20 protein-coding genes and 1 pseudogene are annotated in these 22,934 nt (G+C 72.5%); 16 read left to right on the top strand and 5 right to left on the bottom strand.

Going from position 1 to position 22,934, the window contains the following annotated elements; all coding sequences use genetic code 11:
* Positions 1-86: 86 nt before the first annotated feature.
* From OG985_RS11580 to OG985_RS11560, 5 genes are all read left to right on the top strand, one after another.
* Entirely contained in the window at positions 87-1,400 is a 1,314-nt protein-coding gene (locus tag OG985_RS11580; protein ID WP_371668206.1) for an ABC transporter substrate-binding protein, read from the top strand.
* Between the two features lie 8 nt (positions 1,401-1,408).
* Positions 1,409-2,416, top strand: coding sequence for a carbohydrate ABC transporter permease (locus OG985_RS11575; RefSeq protein ID WP_371668205.1), 1,008 nt, complete (start codon positions 1,409-1,411; stop codon positions 2,414-2,416).
* 16 nt (positions 2,417-2,432) lie between these two features.
* On the top strand, positions 2,433-3,272 hold the full coding sequence (locus tag OG985_RS11570) for a carbohydrate ABC transporter permease (protein ID WP_371674339.1): 840 nt from the start codon (positions 2,433-2,435) through the stop codon (positions 3,270-3,272).
* Between the two features lie 29 nt (positions 3,273-3,301).
* Positions 3,302-4,660 (top strand): GH1 family beta-glucosidase, encoded by a 1,359-nt coding sequence (locus OG985_RS11565; protein ID WP_371668204.1) that lies wholly within the window; start codon positions 3,302-3,304, stop codon positions 4,658-4,660.
* Between the two features lie 168 nt (positions 4,661-4,828).
* Positions 4,829-6,718 (top strand): discoidin domain-containing protein, encoded by a 1,890-nt coding sequence (locus OG985_RS11560; RefSeq protein WP_371668203.1) that lies wholly within the window; start codon positions 4,829-4,831, stop codon positions 6,716-6,718.
* Between the two features lie 402 nt (positions 6,719-7,120).
* On the opposite strand, the gene OG985_RS11555 is transcribed toward OG985_RS11560, so the two are convergent.
* Positions 7,121-7,927: a CDP-alcohol phosphatidyltransferase family protein gene (locus OG985_RS11555; protein WP_371668202.1), complete on the bottom strand. Its 807-nt coding sequence runs from the start codon at positions 7,925-7,927 to the stop codon at positions 7,121-7,123.
* Between the two features lie 107 nt (positions 7,928-8,034).
* Here OG985_RS11555 and OG985_RS11550 point away from each other — a divergent pair, with 107 nt between their 5' ends.
* The 5 genes and pseudogenes from OG985_RS11550 to OG985_RS11530 all read left to right on the top strand — a co-directional run.
* Positions 8,035-9,018, top strand: a complete 984-nt coding sequence (locus tag OG985_RS11550) for a dehydrogenase (RefSeq protein WP_371668201.1) — start codon at positions 8,035-8,037, stop codon at positions 9,016-9,018.
* A 161-nt stretch (positions 9,019-9,179) separates the two neighbouring features.
* Positions 9,180-9,578, top strand: a complete 399-nt coding sequence (locus tag OG985_RS11545) for a 6-pyruvoyl tetrahydropterin synthase family protein (protein ID WP_371668200.1) — start codon at positions 9,180-9,182, stop codon at positions 9,576-9,578.
* Positions 9,575-10,756: a glycosyltransferase family 4 protein gene (locus OG985_RS11540; RefSeq protein ID WP_371668199.1), complete on the top strand. Its 1,182-nt coding sequence runs from the start codon at positions 9,575-9,577 to the stop codon at positions 10,754-10,756. Before OG985_RS11545 ends, OG985_RS11540 begins: the two co-directional genes overlap by 4 nt.
* Positions 10,753-11,745, top strand: coding sequence for a class I SAM-dependent methyltransferase (locus tag OG985_RS11535; protein ID WP_371668198.1), 993 nt, complete (start codon positions 10,753-10,755; stop codon positions 11,743-11,745). The genes OG985_RS11540 and OG985_RS11535 overlap by 4 nt, the downstream gene beginning before the upstream one ends.
* Positions 11,742-13,037: pseudogene (locus OG985_RS11530) on the top strand (lysylphosphatidylglycerol synthase domain-containing protein); the annotation flags it as partial. The gene OG985_RS11535 and the pseudogene OG985_RS11530, both read left to right, overlap by 4 nt.
* Positions 13,038-13,198: 161 nt before the next feature.
* On the opposite strand, the gene OG985_RS11525 reads toward OG985_RS11530, so the two are convergent.
* On the bottom strand, positions 13,199-13,969 hold the full coding sequence (locus OG985_RS11525; RefSeq protein WP_371668197.1) for a creatininase family protein: 771 nt from the start codon (positions 13,967-13,969) through the stop codon (positions 13,199-13,201).
* Between the two features lie 38 nt (positions 13,970-14,007).
* Here OG985_RS11525 and ribA point away from each other — a divergent pair, with 38 nt between their 5' ends.
* From ribA to OG985_RS11505, 4 genes are all read left to right on the top strand, one after another.
* A complete protein-coding gene (ribA, locus tag OG985_RS11520; RefSeq protein ID WP_371668196.1) occupies positions 14,008-14,667 on the top strand; it encodes a GTP cyclohydrolase II in 660 nt (219 codons plus the stop codon).
* A gap of 144 nt (positions 14,668-14,811) precedes the next feature.
* Positions 14,812-15,957, top strand: coding sequence for an NAD(P)/FAD-dependent oxidoreductase (locus OG985_RS11515; RefSeq protein ID WP_371668195.1), 1,146 nt, complete (start codon positions 14,812-14,814; stop codon positions 15,955-15,957).
* Positions 15,954-16,994: a saccharopine dehydrogenase gene (locus OG985_RS11510; RefSeq protein WP_371668194.1), complete on the top strand. Its 1,041-nt coding sequence runs from the start codon at positions 15,954-15,956 to the stop codon at positions 16,992-16,994. Before OG985_RS11515 ends, OG985_RS11510 begins: the two co-directional genes overlap by 4 nt.
* A complete protein-coding gene (locus OG985_RS11505; RefSeq protein WP_371668193.1) occupies positions 16,987-18,144 on the top strand; it encodes a saccharopine dehydrogenase family protein in 1,158 nt (385 codons plus the stop codon). The genes OG985_RS11510 and OG985_RS11505 overlap by 8 nt, the downstream gene beginning before the upstream one ends.
* 66 nt (positions 18,145-18,210) lie before the next feature.
* Here OG985_RS11505 and OG985_RS11500 read toward each other — a convergent pair whose 3' ends face one another.
* The 3 genes from OG985_RS11500 to OG985_RS11490 all read right to left on the bottom strand — a co-directional run bounded on the left by OG985_RS11500 (position 18,211) and on the right by OG985_RS11490 (position 21,548).
* Complete coding sequence (locus tag OG985_RS11500; RefSeq protein ID WP_371668192.1) at positions 18,211-19,440, bottom strand: serine hydrolase domain-containing protein; 1,230 nt, start codon at positions 19,438-19,440, stop codon at positions 18,211-18,213.
* A gap of 66 nt (positions 19,441-19,506) precedes the next feature.
* A complete protein-coding gene (locus tag OG985_RS11495) occupies positions 19,507-20,880 on the bottom strand; it encodes an MFS transporter (protein WP_371668191.1) in 1,374 nt (457 codons plus the stop codon).
* A gap of 86 nt (positions 20,881-20,966) precedes the next feature.
* Positions 20,967-21,548, bottom strand: coding sequence for a TetR/AcrR family transcriptional regulator (locus OG985_RS11490; RefSeq protein WP_371668190.1), 582 nt, complete (start codon positions 21,546-21,548; stop codon positions 20,967-20,969).
* Positions 21,549-21,644: 96 nt separating this feature from the next.
* On the opposite strand from OG985_RS11490, the gene OG985_RS11485 reads away from it, so the two are divergent.
* Both OG985_RS11485 and OG985_RS11480 read left to right on the top strand, forming a co-directional pair.
* A complete protein-coding gene (locus OG985_RS11485) occupies positions 21,645-22,094 on the top strand; it encodes a TIGR03618 family F420-dependent PPOX class oxidoreductase (protein ID WP_371668189.1) in 450 nt (149 codons plus the stop codon).
* 333 nt (positions 22,095-22,427) lie between these two features.
* Positions 22,428-22,838: a VOC family protein gene (locus OG985_RS11480; protein WP_371668188.1), complete on the top strand. Its 411-nt coding sequence runs from the start codon at positions 22,428-22,430 to the stop codon at positions 22,836-22,838.
* Positions 22,839-22,934 lie beyond the last annotated feature (96 nt).

Here is a 22,934-nt window from a genome sequence, read left to right as displayed (position 1 = left end):
GCACCCCTTGACGCGACTGTCTTCCGAGGTTTAACTCACGTCCTAAATTAAGCCATGAAGAACTCCGGAAGGGACACCCGGGAGCCATGCGCAGCATCCGAGCCGCGGCCGTAGGCGCCGTCACCCTCTCTCTCGCGCTCGCCGCCTCGGCCTGCGGCGGCGGTTCGTCGACGGGCGGGTCCGACGACTCGCCCAAGACGCTCACCTACTGGGCCTCCAACCAGGGCGCCAGCATCGAGATCGACAAGAAGGTCCTCCAGCCCGAACTCGACAAGTTCGAGAAGCAGACGGGCGTCAAGGTGAAACTGGAGGTCGTCCCCTGGTCGGACCTGCTGAACCGGATCCTCACCGCGACCACCTCCGGCCAGGGCCCCGACGTCCTCAACATCGGCAACACCTGGAGCGCCTCACTGCAGGCCACGGGGGGACTGCTGCCGTGGGACGCGAAGAACTTCGCCGCGATCGGCGGCCGGGACCGCTTCGTCGACTCGGCGCTCGGCTCCACCGGAGCGCAGGGCAAGGACCCGGCCGCCGTACCGCTGTACTCGATGGCGTACGCGCTCTACTACAACAAGAAGGCGTTCGCCGACGCCGGCATCGCCGGTCCGCCGGCCACCTGGGACGAGCTGATCGCCGACGGCAAGAAACTCTCCAAGGACGGCAAGTGGGGCCTGGGCGCGGAGGGTTCCAACCCGTCGGAGAACATCCACCACGCCTTCGTGTTCGCCAAGCAGCACGGCGCCGACTTCTTCACCGCCGACGGCAAGGCCGACTTCACCAACAGCGGGGTCGTCAGCGCCGTCAAGCAGTACGTCGACCTGATGGCCAAGGACAAGATCATCGCGCCGGGCAACGCGGAGTACGCCCAGAACCAGTCCGTGAGCGACTTCGCCAAGGGCAAGAACGCGATGCTGCTGTGGCAGTCCGCGTCCGCCAACCTCACGTCCCAGGGCATGAACGAGGCCGACTACGGCATCGCCCCCGTTCCCGTGCAGTCCGGCACCCCCGGTACCGGCGCCAACGTCAACTCCATGGTCGCCGGCATCAACCTGGCCGTCTTCAAGAACACCGACAACCTCAGTGGCGCGCGGAAGTTCGTGAAGTTCATGACCGGCGACGCGGAACAGAAGATCCTCAACACCGCGTACAGCTCCATCCCGCCGGTGAAGACCGCCCAGTCGGACCCCGCCTTCAACAGCCCGGCGAACTCCGTCCTCAAGGACACCCTCGCCGGCAGCGCCGCCGCCCTGCCCCAGGTCGCCGACGAGTCGCAGTTCGAGACGGCCGTAGGTACCGCGATCAAGAGTTTGTTCGCCGACGCGGCCGCCGGACGGGCGGTCACCGACGAGTCGGTGAAGGCGAAGCTCGAGAAGGCCCAGCAGCAGATGCCGACGAAGTGAGCGATGCCGTGACGACCACTGCCACCGCAGAGGCCGCCGTGCGCAAGAACCCCTCCGGTCCCGGTACGGCGGCGGCGCGCGGACCGCGCCGCCGCCGTACCGACCGGATCCGCCGCATCGGACTGCCCTACCTGCTGCTCCTGCCCGCCCTGGTCCTCGAACTCCTCGTCCACCTCGTGCCGATGGTGATCGGCATCGTGATGAGCTTCAGGGAACTCACCCAGTTCTACATCCGCGACTGGGGCACCGCGCCCTGGTCCGGCCTCGACAACTACTCCGTGTCGGTGGACTTCGACGCCCCCGTCGGCGAGGCGCTGCTGCACTCGTTCCTGGTCACCGTCGCCTTCACCCTGCTCTCCGTCGCCCTGTGCTGGCTGATCGGCACCGCGGCCGCGATCTACATGCAGGACACCTTCCGCGGCCGTGGCCTGCTGCGCGCCCTGTTCCTCGTCCCGTACGCCCTGCCGGTGTACACGGCCGTCATCACCTGGGTCTTCATGTTCCAGCACGACAACGGCCTGGTGAACCACGTCCTGCACGACCAGCTGCACCTCACCGACAAGCCCTCCTTCTGGCTCATCGGCGACAACGCCTTCTACGCCCTGCTCACCGTGTCGGTGTGGAAGGGCTGGCCGTTCGCCTTCCTCATCGTCATGGCCGGTCTGCAGAACATCCCCCGCGAGCTGTACGAGGCGGCCGCCCTGGACGGCGCTGGGATGTGGCAGCAGATCCGCCGCATCACCCTGCCGTCCCTGCGCCCGGTCAACCAGGTGCTGGTCCTCGTCCTGTTCCTGTGGACCTTCAACGACTTCAACACACCGTTCGTCCTGTTCGGCCGGACGGCGCCGGAGGCGGCGGACCTCATCTCGGTGCACATCTACCAGGCGTCCTTCGTCACCTGGAACTTCGGCACCGGCTCCGCCATGTCCGTCCTGCTCCTGCTGTTCCTGCTCGTCGTGACGGGCGGCTACCTCGTGCTCACCTCGCGCGGACGGAGGGCCACCACCGATGCCTAGCTCCCCGGCCTCCCCGATGGCCCCGCCGCGGTCCTTCCACTGGTCCCGGCGGATCTTCCTCACCCTGCTCACCGGCTTCGTCCTGCTGCCCGTGTACGTCATGGTCTCCAGTTCCCTGAAGCCCCTCGCCGACGTCACGGGCGAGTTCCGCTGGCTGCCGAGCGGCCTCACCGTCCGCCCGTACATCGACATCTGGTCGACGGTCCCGCTCGCGCGTTACTTCGTGAACTCGCTGATCGTGGCGGGCGCGGCGACGGTCTGCTCGGTGGTCATCGCGGTCTTCTCCGCGTACGCCGTCAGCCGCTACGACTTCCGCGGCAAGCGCGTCTTCACGGTCACCGTCCTGTCGACGCAGATGTTCCCCGGCATCCTCTTCCTGCTCCCGCTCTTCCTCCTCTACGTCAACATCGGCAACGCCACCGGCATCGCCCTGTTCGGCTCCCGCGGCGGCCTGATCCTGACGTACCTCACCTTCTCCCTGCCGTTCTCGATCTGGATGCTGATCGGGTACTTCGACTCGGTGCCGCGCGACCTGGACGAGGCGGCGCTGGTGGACGGCTGCGGCCCGCTCGGCGCGCTGTTCCGCGTGGTCGTGCCGGCCGCGATCCCCGGCATCGTCGCGGTCGCCGTCTACGCGTTCATGACCGCCTGGGGCGAGGTCCTCTTCGCCTCCGTCATGACCAACGACACCACCCGCACCCTCGCCGTCGGCCTCCAGGGCTACTCCACGCTCAACGACGTGTACTGGAACCAGATCATGGCCGCCTCGCTGGTCGTCAGCCTCCCCGTGGTCGCCGGCTTCCTGCTGCTCCAGCGCTATCTCGTCGCCGGGCTGACGGCGGGCGCCGTCAAGTGACCGACTCCGCCGCACACAAAGGGACTTCTGTGACCATCGACCTCGCCGCACTCCCGCACGACTTCCTCTGGGGCACGGCCACCTCGGCGTACCAGATCGAGGGAGCCGTGGCGGAGGACGGCCGCTCGCCGTCGATCTGGGACACCTTCTCGCACACCCCCGGGAAGATCGCGGGCGACGACCACGGCGACGTCGCCTGCGACCACTACCACCGCTGGCGCGAGGACATCGCCCTGATGCGCCGGCTCGGCACCAACGCCTACCGGTTGTCGGTCTCCTGGCCGCGCGTCGTGCCCGGCGGCGACGGACCCGTCAACCCCAAGGGCCTCGCCTTCTACGACGAGTTGGTCGACGGCCTGCTGGAAGCGGGCATCACGCCGTCCGTCACCCTCTACCACTGGGACCTGCCGCAGGTCCTCCAGGACCGCGGCGGCTGGCCGGAGCGGGCGACGGCCGAGCACTTCGCCGCGTACGCCTCGGTCGTGGCGGAACGCCTCGGCGACCGTGTCACCCACTGGGCCACCCTCAACGAACCCTTGTGCTCCGCCTGGATCGGCCACCTGGAAGGCACGATGGCCCCGGGCCTGACCGACCTGACGGCCGCCGTCCGCGCCTCCTACCACCTCCTCCTCGGCCACGGCCTCGCCGTCCAGGCGATCCGCGCGGCGGTCCCCGCCGCCGAGGTCGGCATCGTCAACAACCTGTCCACCGTGCACCCGGCCACCGACCGGCCGGAGGACCTGGCGGCCGCCCGCCGCATGGACGGCCACACCAACCGCTGGTGGCTCGACCCGGTCCACGGCCGCGGCTTCCCGGCCGACATGCGCGAGCTCTACGGCGTCGAACTCCCGGAACGCGAAGGGGACGTGAAGACGATCGCCGCTCCCCTGGACTGGCTGGGCCTGAACTACTACTTCCCGGCGACGGTCGCCGACGACCCCACCGGCCCGGCACCGCACGTCCGCTCCGTGCGACGCCCCGGCGTCCCGCGCACCGGCATGGACTGGGAGATCGACGCGAGCGGCATCGAAGCCCTCCTGCTCCGCCTCACCGACGACTACGGCGCCCGCAAGCTGTACGTCACCGAGAACGGCTCCGCCTTCCCCGACGTCGTACGCCCCGACGGCACGGTCGAGGACCCCGAGCGCCAGGACTACCTGGCGGGCCACCTCGCGGCGTGCGCCGCCGCCGCCCGCAAGGGGGCCCCGCTGGCCGGTTACTTCGCCTGGTCCCTGCTGGACAACTTCGAGTGGGCGTACGGCTATGACAAGCGCTTCGGCCTCGTCCACGTGGACTACCGGACCCAGGCCCGCACCATCAAGGGGACCGGGCACCGGTACGGGGAGATCATCCGCAGCCACCGTGAGGGGGTGCCGAAGGCAGCCTGAAGCCACCCTCTCCGGGTGACGAAGGCCGCCTGAAGGCGGGGGCGTGGCGGACGCGGGTGCGGGAGCCCGCGTCCACCGCGCCCCGCCTCGGAGTGCCGTTCCGGCACGCCGGTCGCAATGTCATGAGCACGACAGGAAGTGTCACTGTCTCGCACCGAGGAGAGCCGCATGTCGCCACGCACCGCTCGCACTCCCCGCCCCCTTCTGACCGCCGTCGCAGCCCTGGCCCTGCTGAGCGCCGGTCCGGCCCTCGTGGCGCCGGCCGCGGCCGCGGCGCCCGCGGCGGCCGCCGCCTGGGACGCCGACCGCGCGGCCACCGCGTACGCCGCCGACCCGGCCGCCGTCACCGCCTCCGGCAGCGAGAACGGCGGTACCGCCCCCGGCCTCGCGTTCGACGGCAACGGCGCCACCCGCTGGTCCAGCGACTTCGCCGACGACGCCTGGATCCGCCTCGACCTGGGCGCGACCATCCGCGTCGACCGCGTCGTCCTGGACTGGGAGGCCGCCTACGGCAAGCGGTACGTCCTGGAGGCGTCGAAGAACGGCACCGACTGGACGCCGTTCTACACGGAGACCGCCGGCACCGGAGGCTCGGTCACCGCGCACACGTACCCCCAGGAGGTGACAGGCCGCTACCTCCGGCTGCGCGGCCTGGAGCGCGCCACGCCGTACGGCTACTCGCTCTACTCCTTCAAGGTCTACGGCGGCGAGCCCGCCCCCGCCTCCACCACCCGCGCCAACCTGGCCCTGAACCACCCGGCCTACTCGAACCTCTACCAACACGCGGGCAACTCACCGGCGTTCGTGACCGACGGGGGGTACCCCGCCAATCTCAAGGACGACGCGACGCGCTGGTCCAGCGACTGGAACGCGGACCGCTGGGTCACGGTCGACCTCGGCGCGGCCTCGACGATCGACACGGTCGACCTGTACTGGGAGGCCGCCTACGCGGTCGACTACCAGCTCCAGGTCTCCGACGACAACCGCACCTGGCGCACGGTCCACCAGCCCTCCGCCACCGAGATCGCCGCCCGCCGCGGGAACGTCAAGTCGCCCGGCGACGCGGTGGGCCTGCACGACAGCGTGAAGCTGCCGCAGCCGGTCACCGGCCGCTACGTCCGCATGCTCGGCAAGGAGCGCCGCTCCTTCTACAACCCGGCCCCCTCCACGGCCCAGTTCGGCTACTCGCTCTACGAGTTCCAGGTCTGGGGCACCGGCGGCAGTGCCTCGGCCGCCTACCCCGCGCTGCCCGGCGAGCAGCCGGGCACGTACCGGACCACGTTCTTCGACGACTTCACCTCCGCCGCCCTCGACCGCACCAAGTGGCGTGTGGTCAGGACCGGCTCGGAGATGGGTCCGGTCAACGGCGAGTCGCAGGCGTACGTCGACTCGACGGACAACGTCCGTACGGAGAACGGGAGTCTGGTCCTGGGCGCCAAGTACTGCAAGGGCTGCACCTCGGCGGGCGGCGGCACCTACGACTTCACGTCCGGCCGTATCGACACCAACACCAGGTTCGACTTCACCTACGGCCGGGTCAGCGCCCGCATGAAGCTGCCCGTCGGTGACGGATTCTGGCCCGCCTTCTGGCTGCTGGGCAGCAACGTCGACGACCCGTCCGTGTCCTGGCCCGCCTCCGGCGAGACCGACATCATGGAGAACATCGGCTACGCCGACTGGACCAGCTCCGCCCTGCACGGCCCCGGCTACTCCGCGGACGGCAACATCGGCGCCCGCCAGACCTACCCGAACGGCGGCCGGGCCGACGACTGGCACACGTACGCCGTGGAGTGGACGCCGACCGGCATGCGCTTCTTCGTGGACGACCGCCTCGTCCAGGAGACGACCCGCAACAAGCTCGAGTCCACCCGGGGCCAGTGGGTCTTCGGCCACAACCAGTACGTGATCCTCAACCTCGCCCTCGGCGGCGCGTACCCGGCCGGCTGGAACCAGGTCACGACCCCCTACTGGGGCCTGCCCCAGTCGAGCGTGGACCGGATCGCGGGCGGTGGAGTGCGGGCGGAGGTGGACTGGGTGCGGGTGGAGCAGAAGGGGTAGTCGCGGGCGATCACGAACGCGGCCTCGGGACGCCGCTGCTTGATACCGCTCGGGCCGTCGGACACCCCATGGGGAATGCGGCGGCCCGTTCTCACGGCGCGTTCGCGGTGACCGCGGCCGGGGGAGTGCGGTGGCCGCGCCGGCGGTCCCGGCGTCGTACACCCGCGCCCGCGGCCGAACGCCTCGCCCCGGCAGGAGAACTCGTGGCGGCCGGATGACCTCCCCGTCGGTCGGGCGGCGCGCGGCGGCCGCCGTCGGCCGCCGTCGGCCGCCGTCGGCCGCCCGGATCGCCTCGCGGTCTCTCGGCGCAGATCACCTCGCGGTCTCTCGGCGCAGATCACCTCGCGGTCTCTCGGCGCAGTTCGCCCCGCGGCCTCTCGGCGCAGACCGCCCCGCGACTGTTCAGGAAGCGATCCGTTCCCGCTCTGGCATCAGCTCCAGCACCTCCGCCAGGTGCTCCGTCGCCAGGCACTCCTCCGTCAGGCACTCCTCCTCCATCCGGGACGTGCGCCACAGCCACACGATGTCCCGGCCGAACGACCAGACCAGCAGCGCCAGCGCCACCGCGACGACCGCGAAGGTGCCCGTGTACGGCAGCAGCGCCGAGGCGCCCAGCAGCAGGAGGACGCCCTGGAGCGCGGCGACCGTCTTGCGGGCGGTGCTCGGGGGGAGGGGGGCGTTCAGCCAGGGAAGGGCGCGGGCCGCGGCGACGAAGGCGTACCGCATGCCGCCGATCAGCAGGACCCACGGGCCCAGGGACATCGAGACGTACACACTGAGGACCAGGATGAGGAACGCGTCGACCTCCATGTCGAACCGCGCGCCCAGCGGGGTCGAGGTGCCGGTGGCGCGGGCCACCTTGCCGTCCACGCCGTCGAGGATCAGCGCCACCGCGGTCAGGCCCACGAACAGCGTCACGGGCGGCGAGCTCTCGAAGGAGTCCGCGACCAGCGCCGTCACACCGCCCACCAGGGTCGCCCGGCCCAGGGTCACCCGGTTGGCCGGGCCGAAGGACCGCGGCCGGGAACGGTGCAGCGCCCGGGAGAGGACCGCCCAGGTGGCGATGGCGAAGGCGAGGCCGGTGAGCCAGCCCGCCGGCCCCATGCCTATCGCCGTGCCGAGCAGAGCCAGCAACAGGACCTGCACGCCCGCCCCCACAGCGGTCTCCTGCTGGACCAGCCTTGCTTCGTACGTGTTGTTCAGGGCCACCGCACATCCTCCGGCCAGGTGACAGATTTGATCAAGGCCGCGTACTGTGCGCGACCTGTGCACTCCTCGGTACGTGCACCGGTTGCCGATCGTTCAGGAGGATGCCGATGAAGCGCTCCGCACGCGCCTTTTGGCTCAGCTCTCCCGGTCAGGGCGAGATCCGTGAGGTCGCCCTGCCGGACCCCGGCGAGGACGAGGTTCTCGTGCGGGCGCTCTGGTCCGGGGTCAGCCGCGGCACGGAGACCCTCGTCTTCCGGGGCGGGGTGCCCGAGAGCCAGCACGCGGCCATGCGGGCGCCGTTCCAGGAGGGGGACTTCCCCGCCCCGGTGAAGTACGGCTACCTCAGCGTGGGAGTGGTGGAGGAGGGGCCGCGGGACCTGGTCGGACGGACCGTGTTCTGCCTCTATCCGCACCAGACCCGGTACGTCGTTCCGGTGAGCGCCGTGACGCCGCTGCCCGAGAGCCTGCCCGCGGAACGCGCGGTACTCGCCGGCACCGTCGAGACCGCGGTGAACGCGCTGTGGGACGCGGCGCCGCTGGTCGGCGACCGGATCGCCGTGGTCGGCGGCGGCATGGTGGGCTGCTCGGTGGCCGCCCTGCTGGGCCGTTTCCCGGGTGTCCGGGTCCAGCTGGTCGACGCCGATCCCGCCCGGGCGAAGATCGCCGAGGCCCTCGGTGTGGGTTTCGCCCTGCCGGCCGACGCGCTCGGCGAGTGCGACCTCGTCGTCCACGCCAGCGCCACCGAGCAGGGTCTCGCCCGCGCTCTGGAACTGCTCACCGCCGAAGGCACCGTCCTCGAACTGAGCTGGTACGGCGACCGGCATGTCAGCCTCCCGCTGGGCGAGGCCTTCCACTCCCGCCGGCTCGTCATCCGCAGCAGCCAGGTCGGCACGGTGTCCCCGGCCCGCCGCTCCAGCCGTACGTACGCCGACCGGCTCGCGCTCGCGCTCGACCTGCTCGCCGACCCGGCTCTCGACGCCCTCGTCACCGGGGAGTGCGCCTTCGAGGAACTGCCCGACGTGCTGCCGCGCCTGGCCTCCGGCGAGATCCCCGCGCTGTGCCACCGGGTCCGGTACGACGCCATCGGCTGACGGACCCGTTCAATCCGGTACGACCGCACCGGCCCCGCGGCGCCTGACCTGAGAAAAGAGTGAGAGACGGCTGAACACGGGGAAGCGAAGAGCCGTACTACACGGCATCCCCGGCAGCGATCAGCGGGGGATTAGACGCGCCGCACCTGGAGGGTCGTCCGTTGTTCAGCATCACCGTCCGCGATCACATCATGATCGCCCACAGCTTCCGCGGCGAGGTCTTCGGTCCCGCGCAGCGTCTGCACGGAGCGACGTTCCTGGTGGACGCCACCTTCCGGCGCGAGCAGCTGGACGACGACAACATCGTCGTCGACATCGGACTGGCCACCCAGGAACTCGGGGCCGTCGTCAGCGAGCTGAACTACAGAAATCTCGACAACGAGCCCGACTTCGCCCACATCAACACCTCCACCGAGTTCCTGGCCAAGGTCATCGCCGACCGGCTCGCCGAACGCGTCCACAAGGGTGCGCTGGGCGAGGGCGCCAAGGGCCTGGCCGGTCTCACCGTCACGCTGCACGAGTCGCACGTCGCCTGGGCGAGTTACGAGCGTGCGCTGTGACCGACACGACCCTGGAGAAGGCGACGCTCGGCTACCTGCCCGTGCAGCAGCCCGTCCTCAAGAACGCCGAGATCATCCCCATGTCTTTGCGCTCCGTGCACTTCGTCATGCCGGGCGGCGTCAACGACCCGGCCGCGCCGAGCGGCGGCAACGCCTACGACCGGCGGGTGTGCCTGGACCTGCCGGGCTTCGGCTGGCAGGTCCACCGGCACCTGGTGGAGGGCGACTGGCCCCGGCCCGCGGAGGCCGCCCGCGCCCAGCTCGCGCGCACCCTGCGGGAGCTGCCGGACGGCACGGTCGTCCTGCTCGACGGGATCGTCGCCTGCGCGGTGCCCGAGATCGTCGTCCCCGAGGCGCAGCGGCTGCGGCTGGCGGTCCTCGTCCATCTGCCGCTCGGTGACGAGACGGGACTCGAGCCCGCCGTGGCCGCGGAACTGGACGCGCTGGAACGCGCGGTGCTGCGGGCCGTGCCCGCCGTGATCGCCACCAGCGACTGGGCGGTCCGCCGCCTCGTCTCCCACCACGGGCTCGCCCCCGAGCGGGTCCATGTCGCCACCCCCGGCGCCGACATCGCGCCCCTCGCCTCGGGCACCGACGGTGTCTCCCGGCTGCTGTGCGTGGCCGCGGTGACCCCGCGCAAGGGGCAGCACCGGCTGGTGGAGGCGCTGGCCACGGTGACCGACCTGCCCTGGAGCTGCGTGTGTGTCGGCGGCCTCGGCCACGACCCCGAGTACGTCGCCGGGCTGCGGGACCTGATCAGCGAGTACGGCCTTCAGGACCGCCTGCACCTCGCGGGCCCGCAGGCCGGCGCGGAACTCGACGCCAGCTACGCCGCCGCCGACCTGATGGTCCTCGCCTCCTACGCCGAGACGTACGGCATGGCGGTCACCGAGGCCCTCGCCCGCGGCATCCCGGTGCTCGCCAACGACGTCGGCGGTGTCCCGGAAGCGGTCGGACGCGCCCCCGACGGCGGCGTGCCCGGCATCCTCGTCCCGCCGGAGGACCCGGCCGCCCTGGCCGCGGAACTGCGCGGCTGGTTCGGCGAGGCGGACGTACGGCGTCGGCTGAAGGCGGCGGCCAGGGGGCGGCGGGCCGCCCTGGACGGCTGGGCGACGACGGCCCGCAGCCTGGCCGGCGTCCTGGGCCGACTGCCGAGCGAACCCAGGAGGGTGGCATGAGGGAGACGACGATGACCCAGCACGGCGGAAAGATCGCGGCCCAGCCCGGCCCCAGGGATGCCGCCGGGCCGGCGGACTCCGTCATCGCCGGCGCGGGCCCCACCGCCCGCCCCGGCGAGCGGGCGACAGTACGGCTGCGCGAGGCCGGCCCCGACGAACAGGCCCGCTACGCGCCCGAGTGGCTGGAGCTGCGCGAGGGCGCCGACGCCGGCGCGCGCTCCAACGACCTCCTCGATCCACTGCGCATCCGGCTCGCCAACCTCCCCGGCAGGACGGACGGCCTGGTCGTGCACGACCTGGGCTGCGGCACCGGTTCGATGGGCCGCTGGCTCGCCCCGCGACTCGACGGAGCCCAGCACTGGATCCTGCACGACCGCGATCCCTACCTCCTGCACTTCGCCGCCGTCGCCTCGCCGCGCTCCGCCGCCGACGGCAGCCGGGTCACCGTCGAGACCCGGCGCGGCGACGTCGCCCGGCTGACCCCGGACGCCCTCGCCGGCGCGCAGCTGGTGACGGCCTCCGCGCTCCTGGACGTCCTCACCCGTGAGGAGATCGGCACCCTGGCCGCCGCGGCCACGGGGGCGGGCTGCTCGGCCCTGCTGACGCTCTCCGTGGCCGGGCGGGTCGAGTTCGCCGCCTCCGACCCGATGGACGAGGAGATCACCGAGGCGTTCAACGCCCACCAGCGGCGGGGCGACCTGCTCGGCCCCGACGCGGTCACCGTGGCGTGCGAGGCCTTCTCCGACCGCGGCGCTACGGTACGGCTCAACCCGAGCCCCTGGCGGCTCGGCCCGGCCGAGTCGGCGCTGACCGCCCAGTGGCTGCGGGGCTGGGTCGGCGCGGCTGTCGAAGAGCGCCCGGAGCTCGAAGCACGCGCCGACCGCTACCTGCGCGAGCGCCTCGCCGCCTGCGCGGCCGGGGAGTTGCGGGTCACGGTCCACCACAGCGACCTGCTCGCGCTGGCCCGGCCGACGGGCGGGGCCTCATGAGCGTGGAGACGGTGAAGACGTGGGTCGTGGCCCCGCCCGGCGCGATGCCGCGCGCGCGGCGGACGGAGCCGGTCGTGACGGTCGTACCCGCCGGTCCGCGCAGGCCGGCGGGCCGAGCCCCCGCGCGTGACGCGGAGACGGCTGTCCGTGCGGGGACGGCTGTCCGTGCGGACACGGCTGTTCGTGCGGACACGGCTGTCCGTGCCGACGCGGCGATCCGTACGGAGACGGCTACGGACACGGCTGTCCGTGCCGACGCGGCGATCCGTACGGAGACGGCTACGGACACGGCTGTTCGTGCCGATACGGCCACCCGTGCGAAGACGGCTACGGACACGGCTGTCCGTGCGGACGCGGCGGTCTCCGCGGCGCGGATCGGCGTGATCGTCTCCGCGCCCCGGGCCGAGGCGCCCCGGGCCGAGGCGCCCACGGGCGCCACGGGGAGGGCACGCGCCACCCTGCGTGCCGTGCTGGCCCGCCTCAACTCCCGCGCCGTACGCACCCACTTCGGCACCGTCGCCGGCGTCACGATCCTCGCCGTACTGCTGTGGCGGCTGGGGACCGGCGTGTTCCTGGACGGGCTGCGCCGGATCGACGGCGTGAGCCTGCTGGCGGCGCTGGCGATCGGCCTGGTCACCACCGTGTTCAGCGCCTGGCGCTGGCAGCTGGTGGCCCGCGGGCTGCGCATCCGGCTGCCCTTCGGACCGGCCCTCGCCGACTACTACCGCGCCCTGTTCCTGAACGCGGCCCTGCCCGGCGGCGTCCTCGGCGACGTGCACCGGGCGGTACGCCACGGGCAGAGCGCCGGTGACCTCGGCCGTGGGGTCCGCACGGTCGTCCTCGAACGGGCCGCGGGCCAGGCCGTGCTGGCCGTGGTCGGCGCGGCGGTGCTGCTGACGATGCCGTCCCCGGTCCTCGCCGACGCCCGACAGCTCGCCCCGCTGATCGGCCTCGCCGCGCTGGGCGCGCTCGCGGTCGTCGTCGCCCTGCGGATGAACCGGGCACCCTCCCGGCGGGGGCGGGCCCTGCGCGCGACCCTGGCCGAGGCCCGCGAGGCCCTGCTGTCCCGCCGCAACGGGCCGGGCGTCGCCCTGTCGTCGGCCGTCGTCCTGGCAGGTCACCTCGGGATGTTCGTGCTCGCCGCCCGGGTCGCCGGATCGGCCGCCTCGGTCGCCGTCCTGCTGCCGCTGGCCGTCCTCGCCCTGCTCGCCATGGGCCTGCCGCTCAACATCGGCGGCTTCGGGCCCCGCGAGGGCGTCACCGCGTGGGCGTTCGGCGCCGTGGGCCTCGGCGCGAGCAGCGGACTGGCCGTCGCCGTGGTGTACGGCGTGCTCAGCTTCGCGGCGAGCCTGCCCGGCGCCCTCGTCCTGGTCGCCCGCTGGTCCGCCGGACTGCGCGCGGGTTCCGGGGCGGACGCGCCGGCCCCGGAATCCCGCCCCGCGTCCGACGGGGACTACTCCCGACCGGAACCGTCCTGCGAGGTGAGCAGTGCCAGGTACGCGCCGAAGGAATCCGTCAGGCTCGCCAGCAATTCCCGCCCCTTTTCCGCCGAACCCAGCGAGGGCCGGCCTATGACACCCGAATCGGTGTAGCCGGACATACCGAGGGAGAGCAGATGGCGCCGGTCGTCCGCGACGAAATCGGAAGTCTCATAGCCGGGTCGGAGCAATTCGGGATGAGCGTGCAGAAGGATGGAGGTCTCGATTTCCCCCGCGTGCATGTCGGTGAGCAGCGAGGTCGTCACCCCCGCCCGCTCGCGCGCCGTTTCCCAGTCCTCCGCGGCCGGGAAGAGCGCCATGCGCTCGCCGCGGGCGGAGGATTCCTGAACGACGTTGCCCAGTACGTAGTTTCCGCCGTGTCCGTTGACCACCACCAGGCAGTCGACGCCGGACCGGCGGAGCGAGGCGGCAATGTCCCCCACCACCGCGTGAAGGGTCACTGAGGAGATGCTGACGGTCCCCGGCCAGGCCGCGTGCTCGTGCGAGCAGGAGATCGTCACAGGCGGGAGGAGGTGCACCGGGTACCGCGCGGCGATCTCCCCGGCGACGGCACAGGCGACGAGCGTGTCGGTCGCCAGCGGGAGGTACGCGCCGTGCTGCTCGAAGCTGCCCACCGGAAGGACGGCCACCTGTCGCGGTACACCCGCCCCGCGCGCCCGTACGTCTTCCGTGGTGTCCGTCGGCAACATACCGTGTACCGCCGACCGCACTGGTGAACCACTCATTTCTTCACGGCCTTTCGTCTCTGCTTAGGAACCAGATCATGACAGATAACATTGGCGTACTCGGCAAGAAGTCACCGCAGCGGACGGGCGTCGAACGCGTCGTGAATGCCCCGCTGCCCACCGTGTACGGGAAATTTGAGGCGGTCGGCTATCTGGACCACGACCGTGGCGACGAACAAGTGGCCCTGGTCTACGGTGACATCGGCGCGGACGACGTCCTCACCCGACTGCATTCCGAGTGCCTGACCGGTGACGCGTTCGGCTCGCAGCACTGCGAGTGCGGCGACCAGCTGGCCTCCGCGCTGCGCGCGGTCGTCGCCGAAGGCCGCGGCATAGTCGTCTACTTGAGAGGGCACGAGGGCCGGGGCATCGGCCTGCTCGGCAAGCTGCGCGCGATGGCCCTGCAGGCCGAGGGCCTGGACACGGTCGAGGCGAACCTCGCGCTCGGCCTGCCGGTGGACGCCCGTGACTACGGCGTCGCCGCCGAGATGCTGCACGACCTCGGCGTGCGCTCGGTACGCCTGATGTCGAACAACCCCCGCAAGCGCGAGGCGTTGGCCGAACACGGCATCGAGGTCACCGAGACGGTGCCGCTGCTGATCCCGCCGTGCGAGAACAACATCACCTACCTGCGCACCAAGCGGGAGCGGCTCGACCACGTGCTGCCCCATCTGGACGCCGTGGCCCACTGGTCCTGATCGCCCGCCCGCCGGTCCGGACAGGAAGAGGGAGTGACCCATGACCTCCTCTTCCTCTCCGGAGCCCCCACAACAGGGTCGGTCCCGACGCCGGGGCGCGGCAGCCGCCCGGGCCGTGGCCGACCAGGCCAGGGAGAGCCACCCGTGAACACACAGGCCGCGGTCGTCGTCGTCGGCGGCGGGGTGATGGGTACGAGCATCGCCTACCACCTGGCCCGCGCCGGAGTGCGTGACGTCGTCCTGGTCGAACGGGACGAACTCGCCGCCGGCTCCACCTCCCGGGCCGCGGGCGGGGTCCGCGCCCAGTTCTCCGACGAGCTCAACATCCAGCTGGGCGCACGCAGCCTGGAGGCGTTCGGCCGGTTCGAGGAGGAGACCGGTCACGACATCGGCCTGCACCGGGTCGGCTACCTGTTCCTGCTGTCGACACCCGAGGAGGCCGCCTCCTTCGAGGCGGGCGTGCGGCTGCAGAACTCCCTGGGAGTGCCGAGCCGCATGATCGACCCGGCCGAGGCCCGGCGGCTCTCCCCGCTGATCACCACCGACGGCCTGGTGGCGGCCGCCCACTCGCCCGACGACGGTCACTGCACCCCCGAAGCCGTCGTCCACGGCTACGCGGCCGCCGCCCGCGCCCACGGCGCCCGGATTCTGCGGCACACCGAGGTCACCGGCGTCGAACTGCGCGGCGACCACATCACGGCCGTCATGACGACCCTGGGCCGCATCGCCACCGACACCGTCGTCTGCGCGGCCGGCGCCTGGTCCCGGGCCGTCGGCGCGATGGTCGGGGTGGACCTGCCCGTGCAGCCGCTGCGCCGCCAGATCGCCGTCACCGAACCGTTCGCCGCACTGCCGCCCGCCCTGCCCATGACCATCGACTTCAGCACCAGCCTCTACTTCCACGCCGAAGGTCCCGGTCTCCTCGTCGGCATGTCCGACCCCGACGAACGTCCCGGCTTCGCCACCGACACCCACGACCGCTGGATCCCCCGCCTCTGCGCGGCCATGGAGCGGCGCGCTCCCGCCCTGCTGGACCTGCGCCGCACCGGCGGCTGGGTGGGCCTGTACGAGGTCACCCCGGATCACAACGCCCTGATCGGTGAAGCGTCCTCGGTCTCCCGTTTTCTGTATGCGACCGGCTTCTCGGGTCACGGCTTCCTCCAGGGGCCGGCCGTCGGAGAGGTCGTCCGCGACCTCTACCTGGGCCGCGTACCCTTCGTGGACGTCAGCCCGTTGAGTGCCGGCCGGTTCGCGGCCGACGCCCCGCGACCGGAGGTCAACCGCGTATGACCGAGCTCCACCTGTGGCTGCGCCACGAGGACCGCGCCACCGAGCGGCGCACCTCGATCGTGCCGTCCGACGCCCGACGGCTGGTGGCCGACGGCGTGCGACTCACCGTCGAGGAGTCACCGCAGCGGATCTTCCCCGTCGAGGAGTACGAGGCGGTGGGCTGCCGGACCGCGCCCGCGGCCTCGTGGGTGTCGGCGCCCGAGGACGCCGTCGTCCTCGGCCTCAAGGAACTCCCCGCCCGGCCGGACGGACTGGCGCACCGGCACATCTTCTTCGGACACGCCTACAAGCGGCAGCCGGGCGCCGCGGACCTGCTCGGCCGGTTCGCCGCCGGCGGCGGTGCCCTGTTCGACCTCGAGTACCTGGTGGACGACAAGGGCCGCCGGCTCGCCGCCTTCGGCTTCTGGGCCGGCTACCTCGGCGCCGCCCTGGCCGTCCTCCGGCATCGCGGCCGGCTGCCCGTGCCGCTGACGCCCACGGGCAGGCAGGAGCTGGACGAGACGCTGCGGAGCGCCGCCGGGGACGAGGAGTTCACCGCGCTGGTGGTCGGCGCGCTGGGCCGCAGCGGCCGGGGCGCCCGCGCCGGGTTCGCCGCCGCCGGCGTCGACCCCACCTGCTGGGACATCGACGAGACACGGGACCTGGACCGCCGGGCCCTGCTGGACCACGACGTGATGGTGAACGCGGTCCTCGCCACCAGCCCCGTCCCGCCCTTCCTCCGGGAGACGGATCTCGACGACCCGGCCCGCCGGCTGCGCACGCTCTGCGACGTCACCTGCGACGTCGGCTCGCCCCTCAACGTGCTGCCGGTCTACGACCGCACCACCGAGTGGGCGGAGCCCGTACGGCGGCTGCGCGAGGATCCACCGCTCGACCTGATCGCCATCGACAACCTGCCGTCCCTGTTGCCGAAGGAGTCCAGCACCGACTTCTCCGCCGCGCTGCTGCCCCAGCTGCTCGACTTCCCGGCCGGCGGCCCGTGGGCGCGCTGCCTGGACCGGTTCCACCAGGCCTCCGAGGAGTTCCGTCGTGTCTGACCGTGTTGCCGCCGGCGCCACCGTCCACTGGATCGGCGCGGGCCTGTCCACCGGCAGCGGTCTGGCGACGCTGTGCGACACGGCCGGACGGGTACGGCTGTGGCACCGCACCGAGGAGCGCGCCGCACGGGCCCTGGAGGCGCTCGGCCTTGCGGGACGCGCCGAGCCGCGCGCGTACACGCCGACCGCGCTCGCCGGCGAACTGGCACCCGGCGATGTCGTCGTGTCGATGCTTCCGGCGCCCGAGCACGCCGCCCTGCTGGCTGTCTGCGTGCGCGAGCGGGCGCACTTCGCCTGCTCGAGCTATGTGTCGGACGCGGTGCTCGAGCAGGTGCCCGAGGCCGCGCGGGCGGGGCTCGTGGTCCTGACCGAGGCAGGGCTCGACCCGGGGATCGACCACCTCTTCGCGCACAGCCTGGCCGGCCGGGCCCGGAGCGCGATCGGCGACGACACGGCCGGCGTGTCCTACTCGCTCACCTCCTACTGCGGTGGCGTCCCCGCGGTCCCCAACGACTTCCGGTACCGCTTCAGCTGGGCGCCCGCGGGAGTCCTCAACGCCCTGCGCTCCCCGGCCCGTTACATCGAGGACGGCGCCGAGACCACCGCCGGACGGCCGTGGGAGGCGACCCGGCGGCTGATCGTCGAGGGCGAGACCTTCGAGGCGTACCCGAACCGCGACAGCGTGCCCTTCGTCGAGCAGTACGGTCTGCCGCCCGCCTGGCGGCCGCGCACCTTCGTCCGCGGCACCCTGCGTCTGGACGGCTGGCTGCGGGCCTGGGACGACGTCTTCGAGGAGCTCAGGGGCGGCGACGACGCCCGCATCACCGCGCTGGCGGGAGAGTTGGCCGCCGCCCACCCCACCACGGAGGCCGACCGTGACCGGGTCGTGCTCGCCGTGTCGCTGGACGTGCGCGCACCGCGGGGGCGGACCTGGTCGGGCCGCTACCTCCTCGACCTGGTGGGGGACGCCGGGGAGAGCGCGATGGCGCGTTGCGTCTCCCGTCCGCTGGCCCTCGGCGTCCGCCACATCCTGGGTGGCTCCCTCCCGCCGGGCCTGAACCGGGCCGCGGAGACGGCGGCACGGTCCGGACAGTGGCTGGATGAACTGGCCCGGGAGGGAATCGACTTCACCCTGCGCGTCGATCAGTAGCCGATCGGCGGCAGTGGCCGATCAGCGGTCGATCAGCCTTCGACCGCCGGAGGAACCGGCACCGGCTCAGTCCGTGACCGCCTCGTGGACCAGTCGCTTGAGCTCCGGGTAGATGCTGTGCGAGCCCTTCGGCCGTACCTGCGTCATGAACTGCACGGTGAGGTCACGGCCGGGGTCCACCCAGAACGTCGTCGTCGCCACCCCGCTCCAGCCGTAGGTGCCGAGGCCGGAGGGGGCCTTCGTGCGCTCCGGGTCGATCACCACAGAGACACCGAGGCCGAAGCCGACCCCGTCGTTGCCGGGCTCGTCGTGGGCCGGACGGCTGCCGAAGGAGCGCAGGTCGGCGCCGCCGGGCAGCTGGTTGGAGGTCATCAGGTCCACTGTTCGCGGGGCGAGCAGACGGGTGCCGTCGAGCTCGCCGCGGCGGCGCAGCAGCTCCGCGAAGCGGTGGACGTCGTGCGCGGAGGCCACCATGCCGCCGCTGCCGGACAGGAAGCGGGGGCGGCCGTGGAGGGGCAGACCGGGGATCGGCTCGATGCCGCCGCCGTCGGTGTCGCCGTACAACTCCGCAAGCCTGTCCCGCTGTTCGGGCGGCACGTGGAACCCGGCGTCGGTCATGCCGAGGGGGCCGAAGATCCGCTCGGCGAGGAACGTGTCGAGCGGCTGCCCGGACACCACCTCCACGATCCGGCCGAGGACGTTGGTGGCGACGGAGTAGTTCCACTCGGTGCCCGGCTCGAACTGGAGCGGCAGGCCGGCGTACACGTCGACCGTCTCGGCGAGGTTCGAGCCCGGTAGCACGGCCGACTCCAGACCGGCCTCGCGGTAGAGCGCGTCGACGGGGTGGTTGTGGTAAAAAGCGAAGGTCAGGCCCGCTGTGTGGGTCATCAGGTGCCGGACGAGTATCGGCCCGTCGGCCGGGCGGGTCCGGAGACCGGCGCCGGAGCCGCCGACGTACACCTGCGGGTCGGCGAAGGCCGGGAGGTGGCGGGCGACCGGGTCGTCGAGCGACAGCCGGCCCTCCTCGACCAGCAGCAGCGCGGCGACGGAGGTGACCGGCTTGGTCATGGAGTAGATCCGCCACAGGGTGTCGGCCTCGACCGGCAGTCCGGCGGCGAGGTCACGGTGGCCGTGTGCGGTGAGGTGGGCGACACGTCCGCCGCGGGAGACGGCCACCAGGAAGCCGGGCAGGCGTCCCTCGTCGACGTAGTGGGCGAAGTGCTGGTCGAGGCGGTCCAGCGCCTTCGCGTCCAGGCCGGCCTCGCCCGGATCGACCTCTTGTCGCAGCTGTGCCATCGTTCTCCTCCGAGGTGCGTTCGTCGAGGTGCCGTCCGACCTACCCCGCCGGATTGCCCTCAGACCTCATCGTGGCGCAGGAACAGGTGAACGGTCACTCGGATCGCGTTGATCGTCAGTGGTCGTGGCGAAACGTCCCGGCAGGGCCAGGCCCGCCGCCGCGCCGGCCGCCGCCACGGCCGACAGGACCGCGAGCGGCAGATGCGGACCGGCCCGCAGCCCCATCAACGTGGCCGCGCCGGCCACGCCGAGCACCGGCCCGACGTTCATCGCGGTCTGCTGCAGCCCGCCCGCCACCCCGGCCGCCCCGACGGGCGCCTGCCGTACGACGACGTGGGTCGCCGCCACCATCACGGTGCCGAACCCGGCGCCCAGCAGCGCGAAGCCGGTGCAGAGCGCCGGCGTCCCGGTGGCCCGCGACAGCACCAGGACGCCGAGGGTGAGCACGGCCATCGCGGCCGTCGTCGTACGGCGGGCTCCGGCCCGGCGCAGCAGCACCGCGCTCGCGGGGGCGGCCGCCACCATCAGCACCGCGAGCGGCAGGCTGCGCAGGGCGCCGGCGAGGGGATCGAGGCCGAGGGTGTCCTGCAGGACGTAGGTGCAGACGAACAGCGTGCCTGACAGGGACGCCGAGGCGGCCACCAGGATGCCGAGCGCGGACCCCACCGCCGCCGAGCCGACGAGGCCCGGCGGCACCAGCGGGCTCGACGTACGGCGCTCGTGCCGGACGAAGACCGCGCCGGTCACCGCGACCGCCGCCAGACCGAGCCCGCTCCCGGTCGTCCAGCCGGACTCCGGCAGCACGACGAGGGTGTGCACCAGACAGGCCAGACCCGCCGCGAGCAGCAGCGCGCCCGGCACGTCCAGCCGGGCGGGGGAGACCTGCCGTGGGTCGGCCGTGGCGAGGGCGAGCAGGCCGAACAGCAGGGCGGGCACGATGTTCAGGAAGAACACCGCCCGCCAGCCCACTTCGGTGACCAGCGCCCCGCCGAGGACGGGCCCGGCGGCGACCGCGATGCCGATCGCCGCCGTGCGCAGGGCGATCGGACCGCGCAGCCGGTTCGGCGGGAACGCGGCCCGCAGCATCCCGAGCGTGGCGGGCTGGAGCAGCGCGCCGAACACGCCCTGGACGACCCGCAGGGCGATCACCCAGCCGACGCCGGGCGCCAGACCGATCCCGGCGGAGGTGACACCGAAGCCCACCATCCCGGCCGCGAACAGCCGCCGGTGCCCGTGCCGGTCGCCCAGCCGTCCCGCGAACACCAGGAGGGCGGCCACCGCGACGAGATACCCGGTACTGGCCCACTGCACCGCGGCGAACGACGCGCTCAGGTCCCGTCGCAGCGTGGGCTGCGCGACGGTGAGGACGGTGCCGTCCAGCGCCACGAGCGCCGCTCCCGTCACACTGCTCACCAGGGTGAGCCGCTGGTGCCGGGTCATGATGGCCTTCGGTGCCTTCGGTGCCTTCGGTGCCTTCGGTGCCTTCGGTGCCTTCGGTGCTCCGGGGCTTTCAGGGGCCGTGCCGGTCATTCGGCGGCCTCCGGGCCCAGGTGCGCGTCCAGGGCCGCCCGCAGAAGGCGTGTGAACTCGGCTTCCCCCGAAGCGAGTTGGAGGCTCTCCCAGCTCCACAGCTGGACGAGACCGTGCAGGTTCGCCCACAGCGCGCCCGCGACGAGCCGGGAGTCCACGTCGGGGCGGGCCCGGCCCACCAGGTCCACCAGCCGTCCGAACAGCGGCAGGCTGGTGTCGCGTAGACCCAAATGCCCGCTGGCCAGCACATCGTGACGGAACATCAACTCGTACATGCCGCGGTTGCCCAGCCCGAACTCCACGTAGCAGCGGCTCAGTTCCGCCAGTTGGGTGCGCGCGGACGCCGTCCCGTCGCCGGTGGCGGCTGTGGCGCGCTCGGCCAGTTCGGCGAAGCCGCGGCGTGCGATGGCCGACAGCAGCTCCAGATGGGTGGGGAAGTAGCGGCGCGGCGCCCCGTGCGAGACACCGGCCCGGCGGGCGATCTCCCGGAGGGTGAGCGCCTGCGCGCCCTCCCGGGCGACCAGGTCCACGCCGACCTCGACCAGCCGGGCCCGCAGGCCCGTCTCGGATTCACCCATAGACACTGTCTACCAGGGAGGGGTAGACAGTGTCTACCCGTGTTCGGGCGGTGGCGGTCCGGGAATGCCCGGCCAGGCCGGTCGGGTTGACGGGGTATGACTCAGGACGCGACGCAGGACGCACTGCTCGAGCTGCTCTCCGACACCGGCGGCGGGGTGCTGGTCATCCTCAAGCGCGACGGCCGGCCCCAGTTGTCGAACGTCAGTCACCACTACTACCCGGACGAACGGATCGTCCGGGTCTCGATCACGGACGACCGCGCCAAGACCCGCAACCTGCGCCGGGACCCCCGCGCGTCGTACCACGTGACCAGCTCCGACCGGTGGGCCTGGACGGTCGCGGAGGGCACGGCCGACCTCTCGCCCGTCGCGGAGGACCCGCACGACGAGACGGTCGGGGAGCTCGTCCGTCTCTACCGCGACGCCGTGGGTGACCACCCCGACTGGGACGACTTCCGCGCCGCGATGGTCCGCGACCGCCGCCTGGTGCTGCGGCTGCGGGTGGAGCGGGCGTACGGCATTCCCCGGGCCGCCGACCGAGGCTGAGGCGGGATGCGCGGAGGGGCGGACGGCGCACCGGCGGGCGCACGCGGAAAACGGTCCGCGCGCTCCGGCCGCCCCTGAAACCGGCCGGAGCGCGCGGAGATCGGCAGGCGCGGCCGTCCGCAGGGTTGTGCTTTTCCGCTTGTTTCGGCCGATGTTCTTGCGTGGCCCGTCATCTGTCAACGGTGCCTCACGCCGGGCAGGCCACGTGGGTGCGCGGACGTCCTAGGCCATGGGGCGCAGGCCCGACGACCGATGGCCGCCGCACCACCGGATACCTAGGCTTCCCGGCAGGTCGACCGCACCGCACCGCGCACGCCACGAGGAGAGGTCTCCATGCCCGTCAACGGCCGTTGTCACATCCGTGTCGCCCGTCCGTCCCGGGACCTGGCGGCCGCCGAGCGGTTCTGGGCCGGGGGTCTGGGGCTCGGCGTGCTGTGGCGGGCCGAGGGTGGTGCCGGGCACGGGGAACACGACCTGCTGATGCTGGGATGGCCGGACGCCGACTGGCACCTGGAACTCGTCCGGGCACCCGCGCACCCCGTCGAACCCCGGCCCACCGACGAGGACCTCCTGGTGGTCTACGTCGACGGCCCGGTGCCGGAAGACCTGCTCGCCCGCCTCGAGGAGCACGGCGGAAAGCGGGTGCCGTCGCCCAACCCGTACTGGAACGAGTGGGGCGTCACCGTCGAGGACCCGGACGGCTACCGGCTGGTGCTGTGCGAGCGGGGCTGGTCCAACGCCTGAGCGGTGCCCGGCCCCGGCCCACCGCGGACATGACGACGGCGCCCCGGTCCCCGGAGCCGTCACGGCGTCCGGAAACCGGGGACGGGGCGTGCGGGG

It is taken from the genome of Streptomyces sp. NBC_00289 (genome assembly GCF_041435115.1).
Lineage (GTDB): Bacteria > Actinomycetota > Actinomycetes > Streptomycetales > Streptomycetaceae > Streptomyces.
Note: the sequence above shows the minus strand (reverse complement) of the source record. Positions and strands in the feature narration are given on the sequence as shown.